22 protein-coding genes are annotated in these 18,056 nt (G+C 35.9%); 11 read left to right on the top strand and 11 right to left on the bottom strand.

The window, feature by feature from the left end:
- Window positions 1–30: 30 nt before the first annotated feature.
- From CLU97_RS19800 to trpS, 6 genes are all read left to right on the top strand, one after another.
- On the top strand, window positions 31–411 hold the full coding sequence (locus tag CLU97_RS19800; protein WP_002983772.1) for a TraR/DksA family transcriptional regulator: 381 nt from the start codon (window positions 31–33) through the stop codon (window positions 409–411).
- A 78-nt stretch (window positions 412–489) separates the two neighbouring features.
- On the top strand, window positions 490–735 hold the full coding sequence (locus CLU97_RS19805; protein ID WP_121489450.1) for a DUF6576 domain-containing protein: 246 nt from the start codon (window positions 490–492) through the stop codon (window positions 733–735).
- 16 nt (window positions 736–751) lie between these two features.
- Window positions 752–946: a DUF2683 family protein gene (locus CLU97_RS19810; protein WP_121489451.1), complete on the top strand. Its 195-nt coding sequence runs from the start codon at window positions 752–754 to the stop codon at window positions 944–946.
- Complete coding sequence (locus tag CLU97_RS19815) at window positions 946–1,584, top strand: lipoprotein signal peptidase (protein ID WP_121489452.1); 639 nt, start codon at window positions 946–948, stop codon at window positions 1,582–1,584. The genes CLU97_RS19810 and CLU97_RS19815 overlap by 1 nt, the downstream gene beginning before the upstream one ends.
- 14 nt (window positions 1,585–1,598) lie before the next feature.
- Window positions 1,599–2,243 (top strand): vancomycin high temperature exclusion protein, encoded by a 645-nt coding sequence (locus CLU97_RS19820; protein ID WP_121489453.1) that lies wholly within the window; start codon window positions 1,599–1,601, stop codon window positions 2,241–2,243.
- A gap of 245 nt (window positions 2,244–2,488) precedes the next feature.
- Window positions 2,489–3,457, top strand: coding sequence for a tryptophan--tRNA ligase (gene trpS, locus CLU97_RS19825; protein ID WP_121489454.1), 969 nt, complete (start codon window positions 2,489–2,491; stop codon window positions 3,455–3,457).
- Window positions 3,458–3,524: 67 nt separating this feature from the next.
- On the opposite strand, the gene CLU97_RS19830 is transcribed toward trpS, so the two are convergent.
- The 9 genes from CLU97_RS19830 to CLU97_RS19870 form a co-directional block, all read right to left on the bottom strand.
- Complete coding sequence (locus CLU97_RS19830) at window positions 3,525–4,811, bottom strand: sensor histidine kinase (RefSeq protein ID WP_121489455.1); 1,287 nt, start codon at window positions 4,809–4,811, stop codon at window positions 3,525–3,527.
- Complete coding sequence (locus CLU97_RS19835; RefSeq protein WP_121489456.1) at window positions 4,811–5,482, bottom strand: response regulator transcription factor; 672 nt, start codon at window positions 5,480–5,482, stop codon at window positions 4,811–4,813. Before CLU97_RS19835 ends, CLU97_RS19830 begins: the two co-directional genes overlap by 1 nt.
- Window positions 5,483–5,619: 137 nt before the next feature.
- Entirely contained in the window at window positions 5,620–5,820 is a 201-nt protein-coding gene (locus CLU97_RS19840) for a PepSY-like domain-containing protein (protein WP_121489457.1), read from the bottom strand.
- Window positions 5,821–5,855: 35 nt separating this feature from the next.
- Window positions 5,856–6,305, bottom strand: a complete 450-nt coding sequence (locus CLU97_RS19845) for a PepSY-like domain-containing protein (protein WP_121489458.1) — start codon at window positions 6,303–6,305, stop codon at window positions 5,856–5,858.
- Between the two features lie 231 nt (window positions 6,306–6,536).
- Complete coding sequence (locus CLU97_RS19850) at window positions 6,537–7,232, bottom strand: YjjG family noncanonical pyrimidine nucleotidase (RefSeq protein ID WP_121489459.1); 696 nt, start codon at window positions 7,230–7,232, stop codon at window positions 6,537–6,539.
- Between the two features lie 202 nt (window positions 7,233–7,434).
- A complete protein-coding gene (locus tag CLU97_RS19855) occupies window positions 7,435–8,025 on the bottom strand; it encodes an RNA polymerase sigma factor (RefSeq protein WP_121489460.1) in 591 nt (196 codons plus the stop codon).
- A gap of 193 nt (window positions 8,026–8,218) precedes the next feature.
- Window positions 8,219–8,710: a hypothetical protein gene (locus CLU97_RS19860; RefSeq protein WP_121489461.1), complete on the bottom strand. Its 492-nt coding sequence runs from the start codon at window positions 8,708–8,710 to the stop codon at window positions 8,219–8,221.
- Between the two features lie 86 nt (window positions 8,711–8,796).
- Window positions 8,797–10,077 (bottom strand): methionine adenosyltransferase, encoded by a 1,281-nt coding sequence (gene metK, locus CLU97_RS19865; protein ID WP_121489462.1) that lies wholly within the window; start codon window positions 10,075–10,077, stop codon window positions 8,797–8,799.
- Window positions 10,078–10,313: 236 nt separating this feature from the next.
- Window positions 10,314–11,264 (bottom strand): LysR substrate-binding domain-containing protein, encoded by a 951-nt coding sequence (locus CLU97_RS19870; protein ID WP_034692517.1) that lies wholly within the window; start codon window positions 11,262–11,264, stop codon window positions 10,314–10,316.
- 133 nt (window positions 11,265–11,397) lie between these two features.
- On the opposite strand from CLU97_RS19870, the gene CLU97_RS19875 reads away from it, so the two are divergent.
- The 5 genes from CLU97_RS19875 to CLU97_RS19895 all read left to right on the top strand — a co-directional run bounded on the left by CLU97_RS19875 (window position 11,398) and on the right by CLU97_RS19895 (window position 15,664).
- On the top strand, window positions 11,398–12,885 hold the full coding sequence (locus CLU97_RS19875) for a catalase (protein WP_121489463.1): 1,488 nt from the start codon (window positions 11,398–11,400) through the stop codon (window positions 12,883–12,885).
- A gap of 105 nt (window positions 12,886–12,990) precedes the next feature.
- Entirely contained in the window at window positions 12,991–13,758 is a 768-nt protein-coding gene (locus CLU97_RS19880) for an enoyl-CoA hydratase/isomerase family protein (RefSeq protein ID WP_121489464.1), read from the top strand.
- A gap of 53 nt (window positions 13,759–13,811) precedes the next feature.
- Window positions 13,812–14,234 carry a deoxycytidylate deaminase gene (locus CLU97_RS19885; RefSeq protein ID WP_076356921.1) on the top strand — a complete coding sequence of 141 codons (423 nt, stop codon included), beginning with the start codon at window positions 13,812–13,814 and terminating at the stop codon, window positions 14,232–14,234.
- A 6-nt stretch (window positions 14,235–14,240) separates the two neighbouring features.
- Window positions 14,241–15,155, top strand: a complete 915-nt coding sequence (gene xerD, locus CLU97_RS19890; RefSeq protein ID WP_105702361.1) for a site-specific tyrosine recombinase XerD — start codon at window positions 14,241–14,243, stop codon at window positions 15,153–15,155.
- Window positions 15,152–15,664, top strand: coding sequence for an NUDIX hydrolase (locus CLU97_RS19895; RefSeq protein ID WP_121489465.1), 513 nt, complete (start codon window positions 15,152–15,154; stop codon window positions 15,662–15,664). Before xerD ends, CLU97_RS19895 begins: the two co-directional genes overlap by 4 nt.
- Window positions 15,665–15,769: 105 nt before the next feature.
- Here CLU97_RS19895 and CLU97_RS19900 read toward each other — a convergent pair whose 3' ends face one another.
- Together CLU97_RS19900 and CLU97_RS19905 are read right to left on the bottom strand one after the other, a co-directional pair.
- On the bottom strand, window positions 15,770–16,228 hold the full coding sequence (locus CLU97_RS19900; RefSeq protein ID WP_121489466.1) for a heme-binding domain-containing protein: 459 nt from the start codon (window positions 16,226–16,228) through the stop codon (window positions 15,770–15,772).
- 4 nt (window positions 16,229–16,232) lie between these two features.
- Window positions 16,233–18,041, bottom strand: a complete 1,809-nt coding sequence (locus CLU97_RS19905) for an Ig-like domain-containing protein (protein WP_121489467.1) — start codon at window positions 18,039–18,041, stop codon at window positions 16,233–16,235.
- Between the last annotated feature and the right edge of the window lie 15 nt (window positions 18,042–18,056).

Consider the following 18,056-nt stretch of genomic DNA (forward strand, 5'->3'; position numbering starts at 1 on the left):
TTCATAATTTTATTAAAAAAGAGAAAGAATATGTCAGACGAAAGAGTAAGATACAGCGATGCTGATTTACAGGAATTTAAAGCGATCATTAAAGAAAAAATAGAAAAAGCAGAAAAAGATCTTCAGCTTATCAGAGAGAGTTTCATCAACGACCAGAATAACGGAACAGATGACACCTCTCCTACCTTCAAGGCTTTTGAAGAAGGAGCAGAAACATTAAGCAAAGAGCAGAACTCTATTTTGGCAGGAAGACAGGAAAAATTCGTGCGTGACCTTAAAAATGCTTTGATCAGAATCGAGAATAAAACGTATGGTGTGTGCAGAGTAACAGGGAAACTGATTCCTAAGGAAAGACTTTTAGCCGTTCCTCACGCCACGCTGAGCATCGAAGCGAAAAATATGCAAAAATAACCGTAAGGTTTGAAAAATAATATTGGGTTTATATCGTATTCAAGGATACTTTATAAACCTAATTTTTAATGTATACCCATGAGCGAGTTACTAATTTTAGGATTTATCATCGCATTAATCCTGCTGTTTTTTAACAGAGAATGGATCAAAAACAGATTCTTCCCTGATCAGCAGAAAAATTATACCATTGATGATAAATTCAATTCTGATAAACGTGACCGGGAGAAAGAGATTGACAGACTTTTGAGTAAGATGGGCAAAAACGGAGTAAATGATCTGTCCGAAAAAGACAGAAAAAGGCTTGATGAGCTGTCCAAACTGTAAAAATTAAATATAAGAAATGGAATCTATTATAGTACATCCAAAAAATGCAATGGAGCTGAGTGCACTGAAAAGCGTACTGAAAGAAATGGGAATTAAATTTGAAAAAGCCCATGTTAAAAGTTCGTATAACGGGCAGAAAGTAGTCAAGAAAGCAAGCGACAACAAAAATGTAAAGCCGGCTGCAAAGCCTTCAAAACCTAAAGGACAGTAATGAAAAAGATATTAGCCATAACATTTTTGGTATTGTTAATTGACCAGGCTTCAAAAATTTATATCAAAACACATTTTAATCTGGATGATAGTGTAACAGTATTACCAGGTTTTAAACTAACCTTTGTGGAAAACCCGGGGATGGCTTATGGATTTCACTTCGGAGGAATTATAGGAAAATATTTCCTGGTTATCCTGAGAATCTTCCTGATTGGAGGAATGGTTTATATGTTCAGAAAATGGCTGAAAGATGGTGCATCTAACTATCTTTTGATTCCAATGGCGGTAATCTTCGCCGGAGCTATCGGAAACCTAATTGATGGAATGTTCTACGGAATGATTTTCGACAGCGGAACGGTATATGATCCAAGCATCGACCGATGGATTGGTTATGGAGGAATTTCCAAACTTGTACCTTTCGGACACGGATATTCTACCTTTATGAAAGGATGCGTAGTAGATATGCTTCATTTCCCGCTGGTAGACTGGCATGTACCTGAAAGCTGGCCTTTAATTGGCGGAAAACATATTGAATTCTTCAAATATATTTTCAACGTTGCAGATTCTGCCATTACTGTAGGAGCGGCATTCTTATTAATATTCAGAAAAAAAGCCTTCCCGAACGGTCTGGAGTTTTAAAAGATGTATTTCAGATGAAAAAAATAATCAAAAATATTTTTAAAATTTTCCTGCTTCTTCTTGTTGCAGGAATTATTTTTATTGCCTGGGCAAATTACAGCATTAAAAAGGACAGCGAACCGTTTGTTTCCTATAATATTGCTGATGTACCGGAAGCAAAAACAGGGTTGTTATTGGGAACCGGAAAAGTACTGAGCGATGGCAGCCCTAACGCTTATTTCTATAACAGAATTAAAGCCGCTGCAGATTTGTTTAAAAGCAGAAAAATACAGTATATCATTGTAAGCGGTGACAACAGTACCAAAGATTATAACGAACCTGAAGACATGCAGCTGGCATTGATGCAGAACGGAGTTCCACAGGATAAAATCATTATGGATCACGCAGGATTCAGAACGCTGGATTCTGTGGTAAGAGCAAAAGATATTTTCAGTCAGACAAAGCTGATCATCATCTCTCAGAAATTTCACAACGAAAGAGCTGTTTTTCTAGCCAGAAAAAATGGAATGGAAGCCTTTGGCTACAATGCAGCGGATGTGAATAAATATGCAGGGTTAAAAACCAATCTGAGAGAGTATCTAGCAAAAGCCAAGGCCTATTGGGATCTTCTTTTTGGTGTAGAACCGAAATTTGGAGGAGAAAAGATTGTAATTCCTTAGTTTTTTAACCACAGATTACCACAGATGATTGAGGAAAGATAGATTGATTATTTTGGATTGATAGGTTTTGGTTGAAGCCAATGGACGGGTTGTTCATTTAAAGTAGCTGAGCTAAAGGCCATCCCCTGTTGAATTTTAAATGACAACATCTTTTATCTTTTATCTTTTATCTTTTATCTTTCGTTTTTCTCCGCAAACCTCGTAAATTTGCTATTCATTAATTTTTAAATATAAATTTTAAACAAATGTCAAGAATTCTTACCGGCATTCAAGCCACCGGAACACCCCATCTTGGAAACCTATTGGGGGCTATTATTCCTGCTATTGAACTATCCAAGCAGGAAGGAAATGAATCATTTTTATTTATTGCGAATCTTCATACGCTTACGCAGATTAAAGATGCGCAGACTTTAAGACAAAATACCTACGAGATTGCTGCGGCTTGGCTTGCTTGTGGATTAGATACTGAAAAAACATATTTCTACAGACAAAGTGATATCGCTGAAACCTGTGAACTTTCTTGGCATTTATCATGTTTTTTTCCTTATCAAAGATTAACACTGGCTCATTCATTTAAGGATAAGGCAGACAGGCTGCAGGATGTGAATGCTGGACTGTTTACTTACCCTATTTTGATGGCAGCTGATATTTTACTGTATGATGCTGAAATTGTACCTGTAGGAAAGGATCAGCTTCAGCACCTGGAATTTGCAAGAGATGTAGCTTCAAGGTTCAACAACCAGATGGGTGAAATTCTTGTATTGCCACAATCTGAACTTCAGGAAGACACAAAGTATGTCCCTGGAACAGACGGCCAGAAAATGTCAAAATCAAGAGGAAATATCATCAATATTTTCTTACCTGAAAAGGAACTGAAAAAACAGGTAATGAGTATTGAATCAGATTCGAAATCTTTAGAAGAACCTAAAGATCCTGAAACCGATAAAACATTCCAGATTTATCAGCTTGTTGCTACACCTGAACAGACTGAGGAATTAAGAGCTAAGTATCTTGCTGGAAACTTCGGTTACGGACACGCTAAGAAAGAATTGCTTGATCTTATCCTGGTACGTTTTGAAAAGGAAAGAGAAACGTTTGCTTATTACATGAACAATCTTGATGAGCTTGAAGCAAAACTTCAGCAGGGTGCTGAGAAAACCAGACCTATTGCGCTGGAAACTCTTAAAAGAGTAAGAACAAGCTTAGGATTTTAATGCTGAGTTTTAAACATAAGAAAGCCTTTCGTTTGAAAGGCTTTTTTCATTTTTATAAAGTATTTTTTTAACTGACGTTATTCTTTGTCAGGATAAAATAATGCATCTGATCTCCGTATTCGTAATTGATATCCCAACCGGGGTATTGTTTGATAATAGTTTTAATGATGGACAACCCCAATCCGGTGGATGTATGGTCTGATCCCTGTTTATAGAAACGGTTGAAAATTCTGGTTTTATCCAAAGGTACAGATGCTCCGCTGTTTTGGAAAGTTATCCGGTTATTTTCAACAATGATATTTAAACTCCCTTCCTGATGGTTATATTTAACTGCATTTTTAAGAAGATTAGACAAGAGAATATCTGCCAGATCCTGATTAAAATCTGCTATAAACTGTCCTTTCTCAATCATATTGACCTCTACTTTTTTAAAAGAAATGAAATCTTCATAATTCTGAACCAATTGAGTGATCATCCCGTTAAAATTGACATCTGATGTTTTATTAAACTGGCTGTTCTCAATTTTAGAAAGCATTAATAAAGATTTATTTAAGCCTACCATTCTTCTCAGGTCATTCTTTACTTCAGTAAGAAAAGTCAGGTTCTTTTTATCAAGATCATCATTCTGAATCATGAGATCAATCTTATTAATGACGATCGCCAAAGGAGTCTGAAGCTCATGGGATGCATTTTCAATAAACTGTTTCTGCTGGTAGAAAACAAGTTCATTACGCTCAATCATTTCATTGATTTCCACATTCAATTCTTCAAACTCAGTGATTTTATACGTTTGCTTTTCCTGAGAAAACGGAATTCCGAACTGATATTTTTTAAGCTTATCCAAAATCCGGTAAAAAGGCCGCATTGCCTTATTCAAAAGATATCCATTGACAGCTACAATACTTATCACCAAAAGGATATAAAGCACAATTAAAGCAGTTGTAAGATCGTAGATCAGCTCATCTTCTTCTACGGTAGAAGTTCTTATGACAAGTCTCTGCTGCTTTTTGAACTGATCAATAAAGTCTGCCTCAAGAACCCTGTATGGCTGGTCTTTATCATCATACTCCATGTAGTACATCTTGTTGTAAAGCCTGCTTTTGTTTTGATACTCTTCAGCTTTAATGGGATTGATTTTAAATTCGTTAAATCCAAACTCATTATTGTTCAAAAGCTGAGGATTAAGATAAACAGCCTTAATAATCTGTATCTTTCTGTCCCTCAAACCATCATCTACGTTATCATGCACTTCATCCAGGATGTAGGCATAAAAGAGACCTGCCCACACCGCTATAATCAGCAGCAGGATCATGATCAGGTATTTTATGGTGTAGTATTTTAATGAGCTTTTCATCAGATGAATTTATATCCTATTCCGTATACAGCTTGAAAATCAGCTTCTGCATTGAGGTTTTTTAATTTTTTACGAAGGTTTTTAATCTGAGAATAAATAAAATCCAGACTGTCTGCCTGATCGATATAATCTCCCCAGATCGCTTCTGCCAATGTTGTCTTTTGTAACGTTTTTCCCGGATGAATTACAAAATAATACAGAAGATCATATTCTTTACGGTTAAGCACGAGCTCTTCATCCCCAACTTTTACCGTTCTGTTTTCCGGATCAATACTTATATTTTTGTAACGGATGATATTTTCACCATCCTGATTTTTTCTTCTGATCACAGATTTGATCCTCGCCATCAGCTCAGCAAGATGAAAAGGTTTAGCAAGATAATCATCAGCCCCTATTTCCAGGCCGGCCACCTTATCATCTACAGAATCTTTGGCAGAAAGGATAATCACAGGATCTTTCTTGTGCATTTTTTTGATCTCTTTCAGCAGATCTATTCCGTTTCCGTCCGGCAGCATAATATCGAGCAAAATACAGTCGTATTCGTAAGAAATAATTTTGTCCAGCCCGTTGCTGAAATTTTCTGCATACTCTACAATGAAATGTTCTGCTTCCAGAAATTTCTGTACTGTATCTTTCAGTTCGGGTTCATCTTCTACTATTAAAATCTTCATATTTCTGGATCTATATGTTCTGCTGCTTCATTAATGTATATCAAATATATGAAATTATAAGCGGGAAGAATTGAAGAAAGAGGCAGGAAGCTATATGCATCAACATATTTACGTCCAGCTTCCTACCTCCAGCTTCCTTACTTAACAAAGCGTCCGTCTGCATCAAAAACAAGACATAAACCACTCATCAGTTGAATTTTATAAGCATTATATTTTCTTTCGATGGAATCAATTACGCTGCAAGGATGATTCCTTGTCAGAAATGAAACCATATTTTTTCTAATCTGTGCAGAAGAAATCTTTCTTCCGTTGCTGTTTATTAAATTCCAGTTGACCATATTATTGCTATTTAGTGTTTGTATTCAGTGAAGTATTAATCATCAATCTTTTTAAAATTCCCGTTTCTGTCGAACTCAAGTTCTAATCCGTTAGAAAGTTCTGCTTTGTAAGACCATCTTTTCTTTTCCACTTTCGTGATATACGTATTGGGGAAATTTTTAGTGCTGTAATTTCTGATGGATGCAGGGATAAAACCATAGGGAACTTTCTGATGCTTTCCGTCTACTTCCTTCCAGTTTCCATTGCTGTCAAACTCCATTTTCATTCCATTAGTAAGATATACTTTGTATTCGTCTACACCGTAGATTTCTCTATCTTCTATTGCTGAGCTTACCGGTATTCCTTTAAAATGGGCAGAAAGAAAAACTTTGGCCGTTTTCGGCAGCTGATTCGCATTAATTGCTCTATCCTGAGCAGAAATATATCCTCCCATCAATAAAAACACAATCATTAATACTCCGGTGATTTTCTTTACATTTTTCATACTATTACATTTTTCTGTTATTATTATGAAGCAAAATTCTTAATCAATTTGGGAAAGAATTAGGAAAAATGATTTTGATGGAAAATAAGCAAGAGGAAATTTAATTTAACCACAGATTGACACAGATGACCACAGATGTTTGTGTCGATTTTTCAAAATGCATGATTAGTCCTGAAAATAAAAAGCCGCCAAGTTGAACTTAGCGGCTCTTTATTAGATTTTTGATCTTATTTATAGATATTCTTTGATCTGCTGTAAATGGGTAATAGCTTTTAAGCCTTCCCTTTGCTTATCTTCTTTATAAACATCAAAGAAGATGGCATCCATTCCAAAGTCTGCAGCTCCCATAGCATCTGCAATCCAATCGTCTCCAATCAGGATACTTTCTTCTTTTTTGGCTTCAGAAAGCCCCAACGAGTATTCAAAAATCCTTGGATTAGGTTTTCTCACTCCCACTGCGTCCGCACTGGTAATTGTTTTAAAATAAGGTGCAATTCCGGACAGCGTACACTTCCTTTCTGTGACCTCCTGAAATCCGTTGGAAATAATGTGTAAGGTATAATTCTTAGCTTTCAGATATTCCAAAACATCTTCAGCGCCTTCTACCAGTTCGTTATGGCTCACAATATTATCAAGGAAATTTTCTTCAAAATAAAGGGCAAGCTCTTTATTATCGATTCCAAAATGTTTAAATGAATCATAAAAACGGTGCTCTCTCAAGTACTCTTTGCCAATAATTCCGTCTCTGATCTTTTCCCACAACTCTTCGTTAATGTCGTGATATACAGAATGAAATTCTTCAAAGTCAATAGCATACTTTGAAGTAATTTCCTGTTTTTCAAAAAGATCTTTGATGGTAAGATAGGCATTTCTGCGATGATCCCAGAGTGTATTATCCAGGTCAAAAAAAACATGCTGCATTTTCATACAGCACAAAGTTAATAATTTTAATTTTTTGTAATAGGATAATTTTTGCTCTTGCTTTTCACAATCTCAAGGCTTTTAGAAAAATTCAGCAAAAAATCAATTGTTTGTTTCTTAGGTTTCAAAGTTTTCACTTTTAAGGAGTCATTTTTTTTCATAAGCGAAGTATGTTTTCCTTAAAACGTGAAATTTTACAAAATATTATTTATCTGGTTAAGATTATATTGTTTTCATCCATGATTTTTCTCAGGTTGATGAGTGCATATCTTACTCTGCCTAAGGTTGTATTAATGCTCATATCTGTATGATCTGCAATTTCTTTAAAACTCAAACCATCAAAAAATCTCAGTTTGATGACCTCCTGCTGGTTCAATGGCAAAAACTGTAACATTCTCAACAGATCCTCCTGAATCTGATTCGTTACAAGCTGATCTTCAATGTTTTCAGAAGGTTCTCTGATCAAATCAAAAATAGAGTATTCATCTGTTTCAAAAGTAGTTTCCGAAACTTTGATATTCTTGGCTTTTGACCTGAAATGATCGATGATTAAATTATGGGAAATTCTTTTCGCCCAAAGAATAAATTTACCTTCTTCGTTATAGCGTCCTTCTTTCAGCATTACAATAATCTTCATGAATGTATCCTGAAAAATATCATTGGCTAAATCTTCATCATTAATTTTGTAAAAAATGAATGTAAAAAGTTCTCTCTGATGTCGGTGAATAAGGGTAGACAATGCGCCCTCGTCTCCTTTCTGGTAAAGGGAAATTAGTAAACTATCCGATTTTGATTTCATAACTCTTCTCAATATAAATATTTGCAGACAGGCATTCCTCCAGATATTTCTTCTGGCCTTTGCTGTATAAACAAAACAGTTCTAAAGTAGAGTCACTTCTATAGGCAGGTACAATTATTATGATGTAAATATAATAATTTTTTAATAACTGTTAACCTATTATTAAATTTTATAGAGAAAAATCTAAAAAAAATCATTTAAACATGTCATGAATGAACACGGTAGGGATATTTAATGTAAAATTAATATTCAATCCTTTCATCTCTTTTCCGTTCAGGCGGGCATCTCCGATAGGGAAAGCATAGCCTCCGGTAAGATCCAGCATTCCAAATAAAGTAACCCCAATCTTAGGAGCAATATATTTGGTGGTTCCTTCCAATCCGGCTAAGAAGTAATAAGAATGATAGAAATCTACATTTTTTTCAAAATTAAGAAGAACATCTGCCTGCAGTTTCGGCATAATGGCAAACTTGGAGTCTGCAACACCCATCAAGGCAGATCCTCCCACTCTGTAAATCACATCATCATTTTTAAGGAAAAGCAGTTTACCTCCTAGTTCTCCAAAACTTTGGTTCTGGTAGGTATATCCCACACTGATCATTTTATGCATGGTATATTGAGCTTTCACCAAAGTACTTAGCAAAAACAGAGACAGGACGGCAACTACAGTTCGGAAATTCATCATCTTTCTATATTATTAAGGTGTAAAATTAAAAAAAACTGCCTTATCCGGAGGTAAAGCAGTTCATTTATTATTCTTTAAAGAGAAAATTAAATTCCAAAAACGGCTTTAATCTCTTCTACTTTGTCTAGTTTTTCCCACGTAAAGAACTCAAGCCCTTTTAAAGTAAGCTCATTTTTATGTCCTTTGTTGAAGGTTTTATCAGCTATATAGTGCTCTTTACCCATATGTCCGTAAGAAGCTGTTTCCTGATAAATAGGGTTTCTCAATTTTAAGTTTTGCTCAATAGCATATGGTCTTAAATCAAAAATCTCAGAAACTTTTTTCGCGATATCTCCGTCATGAAGATCTACTTTTGCAGTTCCGTAAGTGTTGATATATAAACCACAAGGCTCTGCTACTCCAATGGCGTAAGAAACCTGTACCAAAACTTCATCCGCTACTCCTGCAGCCACTAAGTTTTTAGCAATATGTCTTGTAGCATACGCAGCACTTCTGTCCACTTTAGAAGGATCTTTTCCAGAGAAAGCACCTCCGCCGTGAGCTCCTTTACCACCATAAGTATCTACAATGATTTTTCTACCTGTAAGACCAGTATCTCCGTGAGGTCCTCCGATGACGAATTTCCCTGTAGGATTGATATGATATTTGATCTGATCATTAAATAAAGCTTTGATTTCTTCCGTTTGTTGTGCAACAACTCTTGGTACAAGAATATTCTTAATATCCTCACGAATCTTATTTAACATCTCTTCTTCGCTTCCGAAATCATCATGCTGAGTAGAAACTACAATAGAATCAATTCTGATTGGCTTATGATCATCAGAATACTCAATTGTTACCTGGCTTTTTGCATCTGGACGAAGATAAGCAATTTCCTTATTCTCTCTTCTGATTGCGGAAAGTTCTTTAAGAATTGTGTGGGCAAGGTCTAGCGCAAGAGGCATATAGTTAGCCGTCTCATTGGTAGCATATCCGAACATCATCCCTTGGTCTCCAGCTCCCTGTGCATTAGCTTTGGCTTCAAATGACTCATCATTTACCGCTCTGTCAACTCCCTGGTTGATATCAGGTGACTGCTCATGGATGGCAGAGATTACTCCACAAGAATCTCCATTGAACATATACTCTCCTTTTGTATAGCCAATCCCGTTGATTACTTCTCTGGCAATGGTCTGCACATCCAGGTAAGCATCAGATTTTACTTCTCCTGCCAATACCACCTGTCCGGTAGTTACAAGAGTTTCACATGCTACTTTTGAGTTTTTATCGTATGCTAAAAAGTGGTCGATTAATGCATCGGAAATTTGGTCTGCAATTTTATCCGGATGTCCTTCTGAAACGGATTCAGATGTAAATAAATAAGACATATAATTCTTTTGTTTTTAAAGATTTAAAAATAGTTTTTGTGAAAAATATGAATAGGATTGCCCAGAAAAAAGAATACTGTTTTAGCATTTTTTTATAGAGGTTGCAATCAGGTCAAATTTTTCCTCGTAATAAACGTTAGCAAATTTAAGTACTATTTTCGTAATACTCAAAAATTTTGTTTATTAATTATAACTTTATTTAAATTGATGATTTCTATCACTTTAAAGCATTTTCATTACTGAGGCTTAATGCTTACAAATTCCTTCGGACTTTCGTGATAATTCAGCTTAAGTTCTAAAGAAGTTTTGATAGAATGTGACAATTCATCAATAATTTTTTGTTTAAATGTAGGTTTATAATAAATAATACTAATTTCCCGATAAGGGAAAGGTTTTTTGAATCTGAAAACATTTTTCTTCTGCTCTTCAGAAAGCTGGCTCAATGCAAGCTCAGGCAAAATACTGATCCCCCCTACTTTATCCACCATATGAACTAAAGTCTGAATATTGGAAGCTAAGAAGTCTAAGTTTTTAGGCTTCAACGTATTTTCTTTCAGGTGGCAGATATTTTCAAACTGATTTCTCAGACAGTTTCCTTCTTCCAGCAGCCATACCTTTTCTACATTCAGATCTTCCGGAATGATATAAGAATTCTTTTTATTGGCTTCTGTATTGGAACTGTAAATCATCAATTCTTCATTGAATAAAAAATCCTGATAAAACTCGTCAGCCGTATCATAAGGAGTAGAGATAATTCCAGCATCCAGTTCTCCGGCCTTTAAAGCTTTGATAATATTATCAGTGGTCATTTCTTTTACATTCATCTGGATTTTCGGATTTTCTTCAAGGAATTTGAAAATTTCAGTTGGCAGGATGAAAGAAGAAACAGTAGGAATAATTCCAAGATTAATGGTACCTCCTAAAATATTATTCAAAAGGTTGGCTTTATTTTTCAGTTCATTCACAGACTCTATAATGACTTTAGCCTGATCTATAATCTGAAGCCCTACATCCGTAGTACGAATCGGGTGGGTAGTCCTGTCAAACACCTTCACATCCAGTTCATCCTCAAATTTCTGTATCATGGCACTTAACGTAGGTTGGGTAATAAAACACGCCTGAGCGGCTTTACCAAAATGTTTATACTTATCTACAGCGATAAGATACTCCAGTTGCTGAATGTTCATTTGATTAATATTATCTATTACAAAGATATAACGTTTTTGCTATTAGCAATTAAAAATTCAAGTAAATTTGATATTCATTACCTTTACACTTGGATTTAGAAAAACAAAAACATTTATACAAATCATAATAGATATGGATTCTAAAAAATTAACGTTAAGTAGCGGCGCACCTTATTTTGAACATCAGGATTCACAGACGGTAGGACCAAGAGGCCCGGTATTGCTGCAAGACTTTATTCTTCAGGAAAATCTTGCGCATTTCGTTAGGGAAAGAATTCCTGAAAGAATTGTGCATGCCAAAGGAAGCGGAGCGTACGGAACTTTTACCGTAACGCATGACATCAGCCAGTACACGAAAGCAAAACTGTTTTCAAAAGTAGGAAATTCATGCAGAATGTTTGCAAGATTCTCTACGGTAGGTGGAGAAAAAGGAAGCGCAGATACTGCGAGAGATCCAAGAGGTTTTGCCTTAAAATTTTATACTGAAGATGGGAACTGGGATCTTGTAGGAAATAATACTCCGGTATTCTTTATTAAGGATGCAAAAAAATTCCCGGATTTTATTCATACTCAAAAAAGAGTTCCGAAAACAAACTTAAAAAGCGCCACCATGATGTGGGATTTCTGGAGCTTAAACCCGGAATCACTTCATCAGGTTCTTATATTAATGTCAGACAGAGGAACCCCACATGGTTACAGACACATGCATGGTTTCGGATCTCATACCTTTTCTATGATCAACGATAAGAATGAAAGAGTATGGGTAAAATTCCACTTCAAGACAAAGCAGGGCGTTAAAAACTTTACGGATGAAGAAGCAGTAAAAATGGCTGGAGAAAATCCGGATTTTGCACAGGAAGATCTTTGCAATGCTATCGAAAACGGAGATTTCCCGAAATGGACCTTATATATACAGGTAATGACTGAGGAACAGGCAAAAGATTTCAGATGGAATCCTTTTGATGTAACCAAAGTATGGTTTCATGATGATTATCCTTTGATTGAGGTAGGAGAAATGGAACTGAACGAAGTCCCTGTTAATTATTTTGCTCACGTGGAACAGTCTACTTTTTCACCAAGCAATCTTATTAATGGAATCAGCTTCTCACCAGACAAGATGCTTCAGGGAAGACTTTTCTCTTATCCTGATGCACACCGCTACAGAGTGGGAGTAAACTCTCATCAGCTGGAAGTGAACAGATGCCCTTTTGAAGTTAACAATTATCAAAGAGACGGCTTCATGGCAGATTCAAGTTATTATCAGGACAAGCCGAATTATCATCCGAACAGCTTTGATGAAATTAAAGTAGATTCTGATTATAAAAGTTTTGAGTATGAATTAGACAGTGCTCATGTAGCAAGCTATAATAGAAATGATAATGACAGTGATCACTACACTCAGCCAGGACTTTTATATTCAAAAGCAATGAATGCAGAAGACCGGGATCACCTGATCAAAAATATTATAGGCAGCATGAAAGGCATCAGCGGGCCGAAGAAAGATGAGATTATCAACAGACAGCTGTGTCACTTTTTCAGAGCTAATATTGAGCTTGGCATGAAAGTAGCTTCTCAGCTAAATGTAAATATTGATGCAAATATGATGAATCATTCCAAATAATCATATTGAACAATAAATTAAAAAAAAGGAAAAAAAAATAATATTTTTTCCTTTTTTTTGTAAAAAATTCATAATTTGCAAAGGATGATATTTTAAAGTGGAAAAATGAGTTACGAGAACATATTATTAAAAAAAGAAGATAAATTATCTATCATTACCATAAATAGACCTGAAAGTTTAAATGCTTTAAATGCTAAAACGATTCAGGAGATCAGTACCGCACTAGATGAGCTTAATGCCGACCTTTCCTGCAGGGTAATTATCCTTACCGGAAGTGGAGAAAAATCTTTTGTAGCGGGAGCTGATATTAAAGAATTCAGTGATTTCGGACAGGAAAAAGCTGAAGAACTTGCAAGAAACGGACAAAATATTTTGTTCAATAAAATAGAAAACATGTCTAAACCTGTCATTGCAGCCGTAAACGGTTTTGCATTGGGAGGAGGTTTAGAGCTTGCTATGGCATGCCACATCAGATATGCATCGGAAAACGCCAGATTAGGGCTTCCTGAAGTAACTCTTGGATTAATCCCGGGATACGGAGGAACTCAAAGGCTTCCAAAGCTCGTAGGAAAAGGTATTGCCAACGAAATGATCTTCTCTGCCAAAATGATCCCTGCTCAAAAAGCAAAAGAGATTGGCCTGGTAAATGAAGTATATCCTATAGAAGAATTATTAACCAAAACGAAAGAACTAGCAAATACGATTGCCTACAACTCACCAATGGCAATATCGAAGGCTATAAATGCCGTGAATTTATCTGATACGGAGAAAGGTTTTGAAACTGAAATCAATTATTTCGGTGAACTTTTTGAAATGGAAGATAAGAAAGAAGGAGTTACTGCGTTTCTAGAGAAGAGAAAGCCTAACTTCTAAATCTTTCTAAAAGATTTTAATCCAAATTATTTCGAAAAAAACAATGCTGCGGTATGAATAAGTTTGATAAAGCTTATCTAAAAATGGCTCAAGAATGGGCAAAACTCTCCTACTGTAAGAGAAAACAGGTGGGAGCTCTTATCGTAAAAGATAGGATGATTATTTCAGATGGTTACAACGGGACTCCTTCGGGATTCGAAAACTGCTGTGAAGATGGAGAGGGAAAAACACACTGGTACGTATTGCATGCAGAAGCCAACGCTATATTAAAGCTGGCCGCTTCTACTCAATCTGCAAAGGGTGCAACGTTATATTTAACGCTGTCTCCCTGCAAAGAATGCAGCAAGCTGATTTTGCAGGCAGGAATTGCGAGGCTGGTGTACATTAATGAGTATTCGGATGACGATGGAATATCGTTCCTGAGAAACCATAACATTGAAATAGAACAAATATCGGACTGTGAACTAAAAAAATAAGCACAAATGACTTGGGATGAAAAGATCAAAGATTTTGAAATATTTCTTCGCTTCGAAAGAAATTTTTCAGAAAACACGCTCGACGCTTACGTTCGAGACATTAAGAAGTTAAAAGATTACGCAGAAGAAGATCTGGCAAACGTCGGTCCAGAATCTATCGGTTACGAAAACCTGCAGGAATACATTTTCAATCTTTCCAAACAGAAATTCAGTGAGAGATCACAAGCAAGATGGATATCTTCCATTAAAGCTTTCTTCAAATTTCTATTGGAGGACGAATATCGTGAAGACAATCCTGCGGCGTTACTTGAAGGCCCTAAACTGGGATTATACCTACCTGATACCCTTAGCCTGCCTGATATCAACAAAATTATTGCTGCTATTGAGGTCAATACGGATCTCGGAAAAAGAAACCACTGCATCATAGAGGTACTTTATGGTTGTGGACTTCGTGTTTCTGAACTGATTGATCTGAAGATCTCCAATATCAACTTTAAAGAGCAATACATCAAGGTACACGGAAAAGGAAACAAAACCCGTTTTGTCCCTTTAGCCGATTATACTGCAGATATGCTTGAAAGTTATATCAAAGAGGTACGCTCTAAAGGTAAGATCAACAAGAAATATGAAGATACTCTGTTTTTGAACAGCCGTGGGACATCGATGTCCAGAGTAATCGTATTTCTTATTATTAAAGAACTTACAGATAAAGCAGGGGTTAACAAAAAAATATCTCCACACACATTCAGACATTCTTTTGCAACACATTTGCTGCAAAATGGGGCAGATTTGCGTTATATTCAGGAAATGCTGGGACATTCCAGTATTACCACAACGGAAATCTATACGCATCTGAAAACTGAAGAATTAAGGGATGTTATTTTGAGTTATCACCCGAGAAATATTAATATTGCTCAATGAAACTATTGAAATATTGCCCAAGCTGCGGCAAAGAGTCCTTACACTGGGATGGCGAAAAAAAATGGAGCTGTCCTGAATGTGGTTTTACCCTGTATAATAATGTGGCAGGCGCTGTAGCGGTTGTCATCAGATGTGGTGACGAAATTTATCTTACCCGAAGAAACAGAGATCCTAAAAAAGGAAAACTGGATCTTGCCGGAGGATTTGTCGACCCTAAAGAAAGTGCAGAAGAAACCTGTAAAAGAGAACTTTTTGAAGAACTTCAGCTTGATATCAATATTTCTAACCTGAAATACCTTACCAGCCTTCCCAACATCTATCAATACAAAGAAATTGATTACAATACGATTGATCTCTTTTATGAATATAATGTTTCGAAAAAGTTTGAGGTAAATCTTGAGATCTCAGAGATCTCAGAAGCTATCTGGATTCCTTTGCAGGAGTTAAACTTAGAAGATATTGCTTTTGATTCTCAGAAGATATTTTTCGAGAGTTATTTAAAGAAATAATTTTTGTAATATATATTCTCCCGCAGATTTTATAAATCGGCAGACAACTGTTTTTAACAATCTGCTTAGTTTATAAAATCTGCGGGAGTTTTTTTATTATAGAAACTAATAGGTTTTTGTCTTCAGCATTTCTTCAAAATACTGAATCAGCAATGCTCTTTCCGCTTCTGAAAGATTGGCTTCTTTATGATAAACAATATAGCCCGGCATTGGCATCGCTTTACTTTGAATCGTCTGAATAGATTTCGAAAGCATATTTTGCTTCAGATCCTTATTATAAGTCTCCCAGATAGAAAAATTGATATGCTCCCTACCTTCATTTATGTGGCTTTTTACAGACCAGGAAACAGGGGCAATATAGGCATACTTTGGATAGACTGTTTCATTGGAATGACAGTCATAGCATGCATTTTTAAGCAGATTTGCAATCTTTTCAGGGGTTTTCTTAGCACTGACAAAATTCTTCGCAGCATCTACGGGCTGATTGGTTCTGTCAATAGGAAAAAACTGAATGAGGGCAAAACCCACCAATATCCAGAATATGATTTTCTTAGCCGTCTTCATGTCCTTAGTTTGTAGGCGTTAAAACAGCATTACCGGATTTAAATTCTTTTTTTAACTTTGGCTGTACTGTTGTAGTTGTAGTAGTTGCTGCAGGGATTGGAGTTTCAGATGACGGTGCAGAACTTGAAGCCGGTACTGGAGTACCCGTTGCAGATTTAGGACTATCGAGCGTTCTGGTATCTTTCAGATCCCACTCTTCCCTTGTTTCCCATAATCCTCTTACAATTACTTTTTTATAGAAAATATAGGCATCTTCAGCAAATATATCATTTGCGAAATCCGCTTCATCCCAATATTTATTTCCGTTATTGTCTACCAGAATTCTCACAATGTATTCCCCCGGTTTTAGGATATCAAATTTTACTTTATCTCCTTTCAGATATTTCTGATACGCTATTTTATCAGAAGAATCTATCATTTGAATCCAGTAATTGGCTGTCGGAGCATTTGCAATAGAGAATTCAACACTTCCGAACTGGTCTATTTTAGCCACATCAAAGTCGAAACGTTTTGACTGGGTATTTTTTGCATAGAATGAGGACACTGTTTCCTTAGGAACAGTAAGTTCATAACTTTTTCCCATCACAAAATCTGACTGAACTTGGATCTGGTAAGGATTTGTCTCTGATATCTTAGCCGTGAATGGTAAAGTTGTCAAACTGTCTCCTTTAGCTCTCAAAGTCCATTTTGAAGGGTCTATTTTATCTACAATATAGTTGGAAGCCAATTTTAAATCTGCTTTTGGGGCAATGGATGTTCCGTCATTATCACTAAAGACGTCCATGGCATTCTTTTTATTGTATTTATAAAATAATGAAACACTGTAAGTACTATCCTTTTTCGGACCTTTATCATGAGTAAATACAAGCTTTTCATTGGCGGTCTGCCCCACATCATCTTTTACGGCATCAAACCATATTCTTACCGAGTCGGATTTCGGATTGTGCGTTATTTTGACATCTTTCAGTTTCTCATTCGGAGACTTAACTTTTACTTCTTCAGGATTCCCTTCGAATGTCATTAAAACACCTCCGGCAATTTCTTTCATCTCTGAATATTTAACCGCTTTTTTGGAAGGATATACTTTTAAATTCAACCCGGAAATGGATTTTTCAACATTGACAGGATCTTTCTGAAAACCTACTTTTTCTTTTCCCGGATCATACATAGAATTTCCGTTCTCATCGTCAAACGCAATAATTTTATATTTACCTGGTGACAGATAGTTTAATTCGTAATACCCATCTTCATCTACCTTGGTGATATAATAAGGTTTTTTCTTGTAATTCATTGTATCTTTTACCTGATACAATCCAACCACAAGTTTATTTTCCGTTGCTGTTGCCGCTTTCTTTTTAGTATCTAGCGCATCTTTTACCTCCCCACTGATATAAAGATCATCCAATTTATCTCCCGTAGAAAAAGCAAAATTGAAATATCTTAATATATTAGACTCATTATTATCAACAATGGAGTTTCCGAAGTTGAAATTATAAGTAGTATTAGCCTGAAGCGTATCTGTCCATTGGATCAGCACAAATTTGTTGGCAATATTGGAGGGAAGAATCCTCGTGATCCCTTTAATAGGTGGCGAAATGATCAGGTTTTTATTAATATCCTTCAGTGTCACATATTCATCAAAATCCAAACGGAGTTCGTGAATATCTCTTTTGACATTAATTCTTGTAGTATCAATGTTTGAGCTTAAAAACCTTGGTGCTAATGTATCTTTAGGCCCACCTACAGGGGATCCTACCCTTGCACATGAATGTACAAGAAAACAGATAACGAATAATAAAAGAAACCTTTTCATGAAAATGTTTAAGCA

The organism is Chryseobacterium sp. 7, assembly GCF_003663845.1.
Classification (GTDB): domain Bacteria; phylum Bacteroidota; class Bacteroidia; order Flavobacteriales; family Weeksellaceae; genus Chryseobacterium.

Bases quoted from the DNA above. Each gene is read 5' to 3' on its own strand.
- CLU97_RS19800 (WP_002983772.1), top strand. From the start codon at position 31: ATGTCAGACGAAAGAGTAAGATACAGCGATGCTGATTTACAGGAATTT.
- CLU97_RS19805 (WP_121489450.1), top strand. From the start codon at position 490: ATGAGCGAGTTACTAATTTTAGGATTTATCATCGCATTAATCCTGCTG.
- CLU97_RS19810 (WP_121489451.1), top strand. From the start codon at position 752: ATGGAATCTATTATAGTACATCCAAAAAATGCAATGGAGCTGAGTGCA.
- CLU97_RS19815 (WP_121489452.1), top strand. From the start codon at position 946: ATGAAAAAGATATTAGCCATAACATTTTTGGTATTGTTAATTGACCAG.
- CLU97_RS19820 (WP_121489453.1), top strand. From the start codon at position 1,599: ATGAAAAAAATAATCAAAAATATTTTTAAAATTTTCCTGCTTCTTCTT.
- trpS (WP_121489454.1), top strand. From the start codon at position 2,489: ATGTCAAGAATTCTTACCGGCATTCAAGCCACCGGAACACCCCATCTT.
- CLU97_RS19830 (WP_121489455.1), bottom strand. From the start codon at position 4,811: ATGAAAAGCTCATTAAAATACTACACCATAAAATACCTGATCATGATC.
- CLU97_RS19835 (WP_121489456.1), bottom strand. From the start codon at position 5,482: ATGAAGATTTTAATAGTAGAAGATGAACCCGAACTGAAAGATACAGTA.
- CLU97_RS19840 (WP_121489457.1), bottom strand. From the start codon at position 5,820: ATGGTCAACTGGAATTTAATAAACAGCAACGGAAGAAAGATTTCTTCT.
- CLU97_RS19845 (WP_121489458.1), bottom strand. From the start codon at position 6,305: ATGAAAAATGTAAAGAAAATCACCGGAGTATTAATGATTGTGTTTTTA.
- CLU97_RS19850 (WP_121489459.1), bottom strand. From the start codon at position 7,232: ATGAAAATGCAGCATGTTTTTTTTGACCTGGATAATACACTCTGGGAT.
- CLU97_RS19855 (WP_121489460.1), bottom strand. From the start codon at position 8,025: ATGAAATCAAAATCGGATAGTTTACTAATTTCCCTTTACCAGAAAGGA.
- CLU97_RS19860 (WP_121489461.1), bottom strand. From the start codon at position 8,710: ATGATGAATTTCCGAACTGTAGTTGCCGTCCTGTCTCTGTTTTTGCTA.
- metK (WP_121489462.1), bottom strand. From the start codon at position 10,077: ATGTCTTATTTATTTACATCTGAATCCGTTTCAGAAGGACATCCGGAT.
- CLU97_RS19870 (WP_034692517.1), bottom strand. From the start codon at position 11,264: ATGAACATTCAGCAACTGGAGTATCTTATCGCTGTAGATAAGTATAAA.
- CLU97_RS19875 (WP_121489463.1), top strand. From the start codon at position 11,398: ATGGATTCTAAAAAATTAACGTTAAGTAGCGGCGCACCTTATTTTGAA.
- CLU97_RS19880 (WP_121489464.1), top strand. From the start codon at position 12,991: ATGAGTTACGAGAACATATTATTAAAAAAAGAAGATAAATTATCTATC.
- CLU97_RS19885 (WP_076356921.1), top strand. From the start codon at position 13,812: ATGAATAAGTTTGATAAAGCTTATCTAAAAATGGCTCAAGAATGGGCA.
- xerD (WP_105702361.1), top strand. From the start codon at position 14,241: ATGACTTGGGATGAAAAGATCAAAGATTTTGAAATATTTCTTCGCTTC.
- CLU97_RS19895 (WP_121489465.1), top strand. From the start codon at position 15,152: ATGAAACTATTGAAATATTGCCCAAGCTGCGGCAAAGAGTCCTTACAC.
- CLU97_RS19900 (WP_121489466.1), bottom strand. From the start codon at position 16,228: ATGAAGACGGCTAAGAAAATCATATTCTGGATATTGGTGGGTTTTGCC.
- CLU97_RS19905 (WP_121489467.1), bottom strand. From the start codon at position 18,041: ATGAAAAGGTTTCTTTTATTATTCGTTATCTGTTTTCTTGTACATTCA.